Source organism: Vibrio sp. 1069, assembly GCF_033340555.1.
Genome location: NZ_JAWOWP010000001.1, coordinates 25,627 through 37,077 on the forward strand (window position 1 = coordinate 25,627; position 11,451 = coordinate 37,077).

Genomic DNA, 11,451 nt, shown 5'->3' on the forward strand with positions numbered 1-11,451 from the left:
TTCTTTTTCCTGTCGAATGACACATTTGTGGAGATAAATGTGAAACTAGGTGTAAAGCTGTTAGGGCTGATGAGCTGGGCTTTAATGGCCTCTGGCTGCGCGAATTTATCTGCGGGCAATCTGTTTAGCCATTACAGCAACCAGAATCAAGAAGTTTATCAAGCCGTTGTTGCAGGGGAATATGCCAAAGCAAAACAACTTCAATCAAGTGAAGTGGGTGGCGAGATACTTGGCAATTTTGAAAAAGGTCGCATCTCTTTTCTTGCTGAAGATTACCCAACAAGTTTGAATGCGCTAGAAAGCAGCGATCGTGCCGTACGTGTTCAACAAGATCGAGCGACGATATCTGTGTCAGACACGGCAACGAGCGTCGGCTCTCTCGCAGTGAACGACAATCTCCAAGATTATCATCCCGCCGATTACGAACTTGGCTTTTTGCACCTGTATCTAGGACTAAATTACTTACAGAAAAACGATTTAGAAGGGGCACTAGTTGAAGTGCGTCGAGCTAATCAAGTTCAGGAAGCAGCAAGAAAGGCGCGTGAAAAAGAGCTAAAAGCAGCAGAGAAAGACCTTAACAAGCAAGGCATGTCTGCCAATTTAGGCAGTGTGTTAGCGAACTACCCTGATGCTGGTAAAAAACTAAGCGCGGTACAAAATGGTTATCTGTTCTATCTTTCTGGCTTGTTATATGAAGCGTCGCGAGACTTAAACAGTGCTTATGTTGATTACCGACGAGCACTCGCTGTAATGCCAGACAACAAGCAAGTTGTGGAAAGCACCTTATACGCTGCTAAGAAGCTGGGCATGCGTGAAGACTTGCGCATGCTAGAGAAGCGGTATGGCAAAGCACCTTCTGGATTAACTCAGTCACAAGGGCGAGTCATCGTTATTGATGAGCAGGGTGTTGTTGAGGCGATGAAAGGGTGGCGTATTGATTTACCGATTTACGACAGTCGCGATAATGGCGCGATTTATTCGTTGGCGCTTCCTTATTATCAGAACCGAGGTGCTCAACGTTTTAGCGATGTTGTTTTAAATGGTCAGGTATTGCCTTCCAGTACGCTGACTGATGTTAATGCGATGGCGCAAAACGATCTTAATGAACGTCTTACTACAATAGTGATCCGTCAAGCTCTTCGTGTTTGGGCAAAAGATCGAATCCGAAAAGAGGCGGCGAAAAAAGGCGATGATGTGGGCAACATACTTTTCAATGTATGGAACACATTGACCGAACAGCCAGATACGAGAAGTTGGCAAACATTGCCAGCGCAAGTGAAAACGGCTTCAAAAATCGTGAAACCGGGAACACAAAGTTTAAACTTGGGTGATCAAACCTATCAGTTTGAAGTGCCTGCACAGCAGACTACATTGGTATGGGTATCTCGTCAGGGAGCACACTCAACCGTGTGGCATAAACAGCTAGGGAGACTGTAATGAAAGCATGGCTTGTTTGTTTAGCAATGGCTATTGGTTTAGTTGGATGCGCCGAAAACACGGCTGGTATTCGAATTGATGGCCAAACGCAAAAAGTATTTTTTAATGATAACGTTTTAGGTAGTCGCTTATTAGTTGACAACATCACCACCACTTACGTTGATGATCGCCCACGAGGAGTCGTGCAGCTGAGTAGCAATTACAAAGGTGATCAGCATATTCTTTACCGATTTTATTGGTATGACAACAATGGTTTAGAAGTGAATACCAAACCTGGTCCGTGGCGAAAAATGATTGTGCGCGGATTTGAGCAAGTCACGTTATCTGAAGTTACTGTGAATCCAAATGGCACAAAATTCCGTGTGCAAATTAGAGAAGCACAAGACGATTAATCTTAACGGCTCTGCCGAAGCTGCCGCGCTAACGATGCGCTGGTATTGAAAAACTAAGGAACTCTCATGAAAAAAAGTATTATTGCTCTTTTAGGTCTTGCCGTCATTTTAGGTGGCTGTTCTAACAAAGTCTCTTACGGCGATGCGCAAGCAACAGAAACCACGACTATCGATTTTGGTTCAACAGATTTACAAAAAATCGCGGCTGAAATGGTGGATAGCATGATGATGTCGGGCTCTGTAGCAGCAATTACTCGTGACCAACGTCCTATCGTTTTTGTTGAGCGAATTAAGAACAAAACCAGTGAACATATTGACACTGAATCCATTACCGACACGATCTCAACTAAGATGTTGAACTCAGGTAAGTTCCGCTTTGTTGATATGGATCGTGTTGAGTCTGTGCGTGAACAACTTAACTTCCAAAACACGGATGAGCTTGTTAACCAAAGCACAGCGATCCAATTTGGTAAAATGGTTGGTGCTCAATACATGCTTTACGGCAACCTATCTAGCATTGTGAAAAATGCAGGTAGCGATAAAGATGTATACTACAAGATGACCATGCGCCTAATGGACCTAGAAACAGGTTTGATTGAGTGGGCGGATGAAACTGAAATTCGTAAAGCGCAATCTAAGAGCCTATTCGGTCTTTAATCGAACAGGGTGGAGAAGTCATCAATGGCATGGTTTTCTTGGCAACAAGCAAAACAGTTAGATCCGAGTCTTAACGCTCTCGATGGCTTCTTTACGGAGCCTCCGGTAAAAGTACAAACTGTTACCGGGGGGCTCACCAACCGTTGTTGGCGGTTGGAATCTTCTCAAGGCCTTGCATACATCTGGCGACCGACCAGTCATGTCTGCAAGGCTTTTTCAATTTCTCGTCACAGTGAATATCAAGTGCTGAATGCAGTCTCTTCATTGGAAATTGGCCCCAAGCCAGTTTTTATTCATGAGCAAGGGTTGCTGGTGGAATGGATAGAAGGAGAGGCTCTGACGGAGTCAGGCTTAGCACTAAGCAATTTATTATCCATTGCGGCGCAGATTCATCAATATCCGATAAGCGCAATTCCTTTGGTTCCATTTTCATATATTTCTCGCATCGATCATTATTGGCTTGAGCTTGATGGTCAGTATGTGGGTACGGAGTTTGAGGCTTTGTACATGAAGTGGCGCACGGAACCGAACGTTGCACCTGTTCCGCTTGCCCTATGTCACTTCGATCTGGGGTGTTATAACCTAGTGCGAGGAGAGAATGGGGTGAAAGTCATTGATTGGGAGTATGCCGGGATTGCTGACTCTAGGCTTGATTTGACCTTAACTATTCAGGTCGCGAATGCGCCTGTGGAAGAAGCGGTAAAGCAGTATTGCCAAATTCGAGGTATCGAAGATGTGTCTCTTTGGCTGAGAGGTGTACACGCTTGGCAACCAAGAACCTTGGTGATGGCGATGCTCTGGTATCTACTTGCCTATAAATTGTGGGGAGATGAACAATACTTAAACAGTGCGTATGAGTTGAAAGGCTCATTGTGTATGGAAGATCACTGTTTTGAGAACTCGTGATATTTTCCCCTTTAACAGTAAGGAAATAGTGGTAGTTTTAATAAAAGTACCAGATACACACAGGGAGAGGTACAGATGATTATTTACTTACACGGCTTTGACAGTACAAGCCCGGGTAACCACGAAAAAGTTCTTCAACTGCAATTTATCGACGACGACGTTCGTTTTATCAATTACAGCACCCTTCACCCAAAGCACGACATGCAACACTTGTTAAAAGAAGTGTCTAAAGTTATCGATCAATCTGATGACCCAAACCCGTTAATCTGCGGGGTTGGTTTAGGTGGTTACTGGTCTGAGCGAATTGGTTTTCTATGCGGTATCAAGCAAGTGATGTTCAACCCGAACTTGCACCCAGAAAAAACGATGGCTGGTCGAATCGATCGTCCAGAAGAGTACGAAGATATCGCAACAAAATGTGTTGATCAGTTCCGAGCGAAAAATCAAGCTCACTGCTTAGTGATTCTCTCTAAAGATGATGAAGTGCATGACAATTCGAAAACGGCAGCTGAGTTAGAAAAACACTATCAAATCATTTGGGATGAAACTCAGTCTCATAAGTTCAAAAAAATCTCTCATCATTTACAAGCGATAAAGGCATTTAAAAATACTTACTAATGTTGAGTGTAGACAGTAAAGCGGCGTTTTTATTGGCTGCTTTGCTGCGATTCCTTCTCTTGAGTATGCCGAGCCACTGTCTCTTTGAAAGGCACATTTTCTTGGTTTAACGCTTTGAATATTGTGTTCTCCTTACCGTTTTCTTACTTCCCTCCTATGTAGCACGAACACCTTGTTGTAGAGTAGTCGAAAAGTAGTCAATCCGTACTCGTTACACGGATTTTGGTTGCCTTCAAAGTTGGTCTCTATATAATGAACCGGACTAAAATAATTTGATAAATATCAAAAAAAATTGAGAGCGAGTAATAAACTTGCCCAAAAACTTCTGGCGTCGTATGCGTACCAGATAAACATGCCAAACCCTGACAAGTCATTGATAGATAAAGAATCAAAGTGGGTGGTAGTTTTTTAATCCAAGGAATTGAGACACCTCTAAGAACCAAGAATTCATCGGTTGGATGGATGCCACAAATGTTTGTGAGTCATGCATCGAGCTGAACCCCATATATTCATTTTTGTAGAGGAAAATCATTGTGACACGCATTATCGTTGTAGGCGGCGGTGCAGGTGGTCTTGAGTTGGCAACTAAGCTTGGTCGAACTCTAGGTCGCAAAAACCGTGCGCGAATTACGCTAGTCGATCGAAAAGCGAGCCACTTGTGGAAGCCATTATTGCATGAGGTTGCTACAGGTTCTTTGGACGAAGGAGTAGATGCACTGAGCTATCGAGCTCATGCAAAAAACCACAGCTTCGACTTCCAAATGGGTAGTCTTCAAGACATCGACCGTGAACGTAAAGTGATCATCTTAAGTGAGCTTAAAGACGAACACGGTGAACTTCTTATGCCAAGCCGTGAGCTAGAATACGACATTCTAGTGATGGCGATTGGCTCGACATCAAACGACTTCAACACGCCTGGCGTTCGTGAAAACTGTATTTTCCTAGACAGCCCTGAGCAAGCACACCGTTTCCGTACAGAAATGAACAACGAGTTCCTAAAGCTGCACGCGAAAAACGGTAACGGTACGGTCGATATTGCGATTGTTGGTGCTGGTGCAACTGGCGTTGAACTATCAGCTGAGTTACATAATGCTGTTAAAGAGCTGCGCACTTATGGCTTCGGTGATCTTGATTCTAGCAAGTTGAACGTCAATCTGATTGAAGCAGGTGAGCGTATTTTACCAGCGTTACCTCCACGTATTTCTTCTGCTGCTCATCAAGAGTTGGTGAAGTTGGGCGTAAACGTGCGCACCGCCACTATGGTGACTAAAGCTGAAAAAGATGGCCTTACTACAAAAGATGGTGAGAAGATCCCAGCTCAAATCATGGTTTGGGCTGCGGGTATCAAAGCTCCAGACTTTATTAAAGATATCGCTGGCTTAGAAACGAACCGTATCAATCAGCTTGTAGTGAAAAACACACTACAGACAACACGAGATGATGACATCTTTGTTATTGGTGACTTAGCACAATGCACCCAGTCTGACGGTTCGTTCGTGCCGCCACGCGCTCAAGCTGCACACCAAATGGCAAGCCAGGCATTTAGTAACATCGTCGCGAAGATCAACGGGCGCGAGTTGAAAGACTATGTATATAAAGATCACGGTTCATTAGTGTCTCTAAGTCGCTTCTCAACCGTTGGTAGTCTGATGGGGAACCTAACTAAAGGGTCGATGATGGTAGAAGGCCGTATTGCTCGTGTCGTTTACATCTCATTGTATCGCATGCACCTAATGGCGTTGCACGGTGTATTCAAAACCGGTCTGATGATGCTCGTCGGCCGCATTAATCGCGTGCTGCGTCCAAACCTTAAGCTGCACTAAGGTTTTAAATCCACTCTGTGTGGATGTGTTGTATCTTAAAAAATGCAGAAGCCACCGCAAGTCGGTGGCTTTTTGTTTATGTTAGATCTGTCGGTAAAAGTGAGTACACAACGCCATCTTTAGGCTTACCATGAAAAATAAACCGGTTTCTGGCGATGGCTTCTTTTTGTGCACCGACGGACTCAATTAAGGCTTGGCTAGCTTCGTTGTCGGGGTCACAAACAATCTCTAGTCGAGTTAAACTTAGCTTTGCGAAGCAGAATTCTGCTAAGGCTTTAACGGCTTCTTGGGCATAGCCTTGCCGTTGATAGCGGTCGGCAACCCAGTAACCAATACTCGCCATATTAAACGTATGATATAACTCATTAACCGCTGCCATTCCAACCAAAGTGTTACTTTGCCGCTCATAGATACCGAAACCAAAAGCCTCAGTTTTGACCCAGTTAAGACGGGTTGCCAACAGAAAGTCCTGCGCGGTTTTCAATGTGACGTTTTTATCACACCAGTCAAGCCATTGGTGCAGCGAAGGGGATTCTGCAAGTAATCGTTGTAGTGAATGTGCTTCTTCAGAAGGGATGAGCTTGAGCGCTAAGCGGGGCGCAATGATTTCAAAGTCTGGACTCATGAACTAATACGACTTCCATGTTGAGTGTAAGTAAATTGAAAGCTGTCTATTTATACTTGAACGCAGCTATTTTCCTTGCTCTGCGTTGGTTAGGAATAACTGAGGTATAGCAGATAAAAACAAAGCGCAGCTTTGCTGCGCTTTGTCGAACCGCTCGTGCTTATCGAACCCGACGAACTTGAATGATCATACCCATCAACGGGTTATCTAGGTAATGAGTCTCGCTGCTACGCATACGACGTTTTTGATCCATTCGATAACTCTTCAGGAATTTCTCTTCGGTTACTGTCGGCGATATTTCTGCCAAGTTACCTACTTGGACGTTACCATCTACTTCACCTAAGTCATCCGCCAATTGCTCAGTTGAGGTTGGTTCAAAACGCACCTCTCTAACACTTGGTTCGCGCAGATCTAGTGTTGTTTCGGCGAAGAGGTAATGCTGTACGTATATTTGGAATCGACCATCTAGTTCATATAAAGGACCATTGACCGTCTCTTCACTGTAACCGTCGCTGGAAAATGTTTGATTGCCATTGATTGGGCGGCCATCTGCTTGATAAGAATCAGAGAAATCTCGCCCGCCAACGATGCGGAAAATTGGGGCGCTAGATTTACCTCGGTCACCTTGACGCCAGGCTACGTGTTTAAGCACTTTAAAGCCGGCATGATTATTTAGTGCCGCTTCTTGCGCGTTGAGACGGAAAGAAGAACTTGGCAAAAGTGTCACGCCTTTAGAGCGGCGGTAGGATTCACTCTCTAGGCTACCGACATTTTCCATATCGATTTTTGGCAGTTGATTCGGCCAAGATTCTGTTGTGCTTTCAGCGTCGACTGCTCGCTTGAAAATGATCACTTCAATATCAAATTGGCGCTGTGCCCAAGAGGGCATTGAGACACATAGAAGCAATAACGGGATCAGTATTCTCATTCGACTATTAGCTCGTTGGTAATAAATTCTGTTTAAAATCATTCAGTAAGTCTTGAACAAACTGAATGCGTTTACGTCGGTCCACCAATGGTACGCTAAACTTGAACTTAGTTGGACCTTCCATTGCAAATTTTTGCGGCTGTGATTGCAGCAGTTTAACTAAATACGCTGGATTTATGTCAGCATCAGGGTAAAACTCGATAAATCCACCTTTATCATGGGCTTCTATCTTTTTCGCTTTTAAACTACCAGCCGAAATTTTCAATTCTGAGACGGCAAGTAAGTTCTTTGTTGCGTCTGGAAGCAAACCAAAGCGATCAATCAGTTCCACTTTTAGCTCTGATAGTTCATCACTGCTTGTGACACTCGCAATGCGTTTGTACATCGACAGTCGTGTGTTTACATCCGGAATGTAATCATCTGGTAAGAGCGCTGGGATTCGCATTTCCACTTCAGTTTGCTCACGAAGCAGCTCATCCAAAGATGGCTCCTTGCCTTCTTTTAATGCTTGCACTGCTTGTTCCAGCATTTCCATATAAAGTGTAAAACCAACGGATTGAATTTGCCCACTTTGCTCATCACCAAGCAGCTCACCAGCACCACGGATTTCTAAATCGTGGGTTGCTAACGTAAAGCCAGCACCTAAGTCTTCCAGTGAAGCAATCGCATCAAGACGCTTGATGGCATCTTTGGTCATGGCTTTTGGATGTGGCGTTAATAAGTAAGCATAGGCCTGATGGTGCGAACGTCCAACACGGCCACGCAATTGATGCAACTGCGCCAAGCCAAGATTGTCCGCACGATCCATGATTATGGTATTTGCCGTTGGTACGTCGATACCGGTTTCGATGATGGTTGTACACACCAACACATTAAAGCGCTGATGGTAGAAGTCATTCATGATTCGCTCAAGTTCGCGCTCGCGCATTTGACCATGAGCCACGGTAATGCGTGCCTCTGGGATGAGTTTCTGTAAGTCTTCTGCCGTTTTTTCAATGGTTTCAACCTGATTGTGCAGGAAGTAAACCTGACCACCACGCATAATTTCACGCAGTACCGCTTCACGGACCACTGGCTCTTCTTTTTGTCGAACAAAGGTTTTAATGGCTAAACGGCGTGCAGGAGGTGTCGCGATGATCGACAGGTCTCGCATGCCACTCATTGCCATATTCAGTGTGCGTGGAATTGGTGTTGCGGTGAGGGTAAGAATGTCCACATCTGCACGCATTGCTTTGACCTTTTCTTTTTGACGAACCCCGAAGCGGTGTTCCTCATCAACGATCAACAAACCTAAATCTTTGAATTTAATGTCGCTCGAAAGCAGCTTATGCGTACCAACGACAATGTCTACTTTACCATCGGCAACGTCTTGCAGAATGACTTTTTGTTCTTTGGCAGATTTAAAACGAGACAGTACTTCAACTCGGATTGGTAAGTTGGCAAAACGGTCACGGAAGTTTTCGAAATGCTGCTGAGCAAGCAAGGTTGTTGGTACGAGTACAGCGACCTGTTTACTGTTATCCGTTGCGACAAATGCTGCGCGCATAGCGACTTCCGTTTTACCAAAGCCCACGTCACCACATACTAAGCGATCCATTGCTTTTGCCTGGCACATGTCTGACAATACGGCATTGATGGCCATCGCTTGGTCATCTGTTTCTTCAAACGGGAATGTTGCTTTAAATGTTGCGTATTGCCCACGATCTAGCTCAAATTTGAAGCCCGGTTTTAATTCTCGTTTTGCATATACATCCAGCAATTCTGCCGCGACGTCACGCACTTTTTCTGCCGCTTTACGACGTGCTTTTGCCCACGCTTCACCACCTAATTTATGCAGTGGCGCACTCTCTTCAGCGCCGCCAGAATAACGGCTGATAAGATTCAGTGATGAAACTGGCACGTAGAGCTTGGCATCGTTTTGATACTCAAGGGTGACGTATTCCGTTTTCATACCACCGGCTTCAAGTGTTTGTAAACCGATGTAGCGGCCAATACCGTGATCAATATGAACCACAGGTTGGCCGGGTTTTAGTTCGGCAAGGTGGCGAATAACGGTGTCACTGTTGACGGCTTTTTTATCTTTGCGGCGTCGCTGGATAACACGGTCACCGAGTAGATCACTTTCACAGATCAGAGCGAAGTTCAGCTCTTCGTGAATGAAACCATGCTCTGCTGCGCCTAAGACCAAGCTGAATCGATCACCCGAGTCTAGAGCTTGGTAAAGTGAGCCATGTACGACTGGCCGAACTTTGATGCCTTGCAACAGCTCCGTTAGTGCTTCACGACGACCTTCTGACTCTACCGAGAAAACGATTTTGCCGCTGAATTGCTCACTAAACTGACGAAGGCGCGAGAGCGGCTCTTTATTTTGTTGTTGAACGCCAAGCTCGGCTAACGATTGTACTGGTAGGTTTTGACGACCGGCACGCTTAACCACTTTATCTAGGCTCAATTGAGCGATAGGGAGCTGTTTTAGTTGACTGAAAAGTTCGTCTTTTTTCAACCAAAGCTGTTCAGGAGTCAAAAGAGGACGCAGCGGATCAACTTTTTTCTGGTCGTATCGATATTCGACATCGGTTAAGAAAGTATCGACCGCAGATTCGATATCACCATATGTGATGACTTGAGAGTCTTCTGGCAAATATTCAAATAAAGTCTCGGTATGGTCAAAAAACAGCGGCTGCCAATACTCAATACCAGCGGGCCACGTGCCTTTGGTCACTTGCATGTAGATTGATTCAGGCTCGCGGCGTGCGTCGAACTGGGTGCGCCAACGTGTACGGAAATCTTCAATCGCTTCTTTAGTGGTTGGGAACTCATGTGCAGGCAGCAATTGGATTTGCTGAATATCGTCGATAGAGCGTTGGTTCTCTGGATCAAACGTGCGAATGGTATCTATTTCATCATCAAAGAAGTCGATGCGGTACGGGTCATTGCTGCCCATAGGAAAGAGATCCAGAATAGACCCACGACTTGCATATTCACCTGGTCCAAATACTTGATCTACATGGCGGTAGCCAGAATTTTCAAGTTGTACACGTAACTTCTCTAGCGAGAGCCGATCACCAGTTTTCACCATTAAAGTGTGTTGCAACAGAAAATCACGTGGCGATTGGCGTTGCAATACTGTACTGACCGGGACGATGGTTATGCCATCACGTTGACTTGGCAGTTGGTATAGGCGAGCGATACGTTCAGAGATGATTTCTTGATGCGGAGAAAAGTTATCGTAAGGCAGCGTTTCCCAGTCGGGGAACAGGCTTACCGTTTGGTCGGTGAATTGCTCAATCTCTGCCTGAAGCTTTAAAGCGATTTGCGGGTCAGGCACAACGAGTAGCGAGTGACTCGAATGCTGCTTGGCTAGCTCTGCAATGGCTAGAGGTAGAGCTGCGCCCGGCAAATTACCTAGCTGTTTTTTGTCGCCACGCTCTGAAGGGTTGGTGACGGAAAGAATCGTTGCTTTTGTCATAGGAATTATTTTTTATCTCGCTCCATCGAGCGCTGACGTAAAAGTTTTTGTTGTTGATACAGTGCCGCCTTTATCAGTAAATCTTGATCAGATTCTCGGAGCATCTTGTATCTAAGCGTGATAATGAAATCTTGCTCTGAAGCATCACATTCTTCTACTTGAGCGTAACAGTAAATCGCCGCAGCAGGGTGATCGAGGAACAGTTTAACACGAACGAGTTGTTGAGTAGTTAACGCTGTATCTGAGCGGAAACTGAGTTGACTAGCACCAAACTGCGTCGTTTGATAGCGAATGGAGGCGTCATCTTGTTGTGAAAGCATAAAGCTCAACAAGAGGTTAAGTTTCGCGTTTTGCGTATCAAGCAAGTTGATCACATGCTTTAACTCTTTGTTTTTCAGCTCTAGACGCGCGTTGTCTGCCAACATATCTAAGTGACTAAATTCACTGGCGACAATAAATGGTGCTGGAATTTCGGAGACAAATGTTTCTTCATCTGGCAAAGCAAAGTCCGCACTCAACGTTTCGACGTTGATGGTGAGGTTATGATGGACGGTAAAGTATTCTTGCTCTGTCATATAGTCGATCCTTTTGCCAGT

Annotated in this window: 10 protein-coding genes; 6 read left to right on the forward strand and 4 right to left on the reverse strand. The window is 45.0% G+C overall.

Annotation, left to right across the window (positions count from 1 at the left end):
- Positions 1-39 precede the first annotated feature (39 nt).
- The 6 genes from R7040_RS00110 to R7040_RS00135 all read left to right on the forward strand — a co-directional run bounded on the left by R7040_RS00110 (position 40) and on the right by R7040_RS00135 (position 5,833).
- Positions 40-1,437, forward strand: coding sequence for a COG3014 family protein (locus tag R7040_RS00110; protein ID WP_025766940.1), 1,398 nt, complete (start codon positions 40-42; stop codon positions 1,435-1,437).
- Positions 1,437-1,829, forward strand: a complete 393-nt coding sequence (locus R7040_RS00115) for a YcfL family protein (RefSeq protein WP_005378469.1) — start codon at positions 1,437-1,439, stop codon at positions 1,827-1,829. Before R7040_RS00110 ends, R7040_RS00115 begins: the two co-directional genes overlap by 1 nt.
- 66 nt (positions 1,830-1,895) lie before the next feature.
- Positions 1,896-2,486, forward strand: a complete 591-nt coding sequence (gene lpoB, locus R7040_RS00120) for a penicillin-binding protein activator LpoB (RefSeq protein ID WP_005378467.1) — start codon at positions 1,896-1,898, stop codon at positions 2,484-2,486.
- A gap of 24 nt (positions 2,487-2,510) precedes the next feature.
- A complete protein-coding gene (thiK, locus tag R7040_RS00125; protein ID WP_318081289.1) occupies positions 2,511-3,392 on the forward strand; it encodes a thiamine kinase in 882 nt (293 codons plus the stop codon).
- A gap of 75 nt (positions 3,393-3,467) precedes the next feature.
- Positions 3,468-4,010 (forward strand): alpha/beta hydrolase YcfP, encoded by a 543-nt coding sequence (gene ycfP, locus R7040_RS00130; protein ID WP_005378464.1) that lies wholly within the window; start codon positions 3,468-3,470, stop codon positions 4,008-4,010.
- 533 nt (positions 4,011-4,543) lie between these two features.
- Positions 4,544-5,833 carry an NAD(P)/FAD-dependent oxidoreductase gene (locus R7040_RS00135; protein ID WP_025766937.1) on the forward strand — a complete coding sequence of 430 codons (1,290 nt, stop codon included), beginning with the start codon at positions 4,544-4,546 and terminating at the stop codon, positions 5,831-5,833.
- 76 nt (positions 5,834-5,909) lie between these two features.
- Here the strand turns inward: R7040_RS00135 and R7040_RS00140 are convergent, their stop codons facing one another.
- From R7040_RS00140 to R7040_RS00155, 4 genes are all read right to left on the reverse strand, one after another.
- Positions 5,910-6,458, reverse strand: coding sequence for a GNAT family N-acetyltransferase (locus tag R7040_RS00140; protein ID WP_170890542.1), 549 nt, complete (start codon positions 6,456-6,458; stop codon positions 5,910-5,912).
- Positions 6,459-6,618: 160 nt separating this feature from the next.
- Entirely contained in the window at positions 6,619-7,386 is a 768-nt protein-coding gene (locus R7040_RS00145) for a peptidoglycan binding protein CsiV (protein WP_021707672.1), read from the reverse strand.
- Positions 7,387-7,393: 7 nt separating this feature from the next.
- Positions 7,394-10,855 carry a transcription-repair coupling factor gene (mfd, locus tag R7040_RS00150; RefSeq protein ID WP_054576370.1) on the reverse strand — a complete coding sequence of 1,154 codons (3,462 nt, stop codon included), beginning with the start codon at positions 10,853-10,855 and terminating at the stop codon, positions 7,394-7,396.
- 5 nt (positions 10,856-10,860) lie between these two features.
- On the reverse strand, positions 10,861-11,430 hold the full coding sequence (locus R7040_RS00155) for a hypothetical protein (protein ID WP_054576371.1): 570 nt from the start codon (positions 11,428-11,430) through the stop codon (positions 10,861-10,863).
- Between the last annotated feature and the right edge of the window lie 21 nt (positions 11,431-11,451).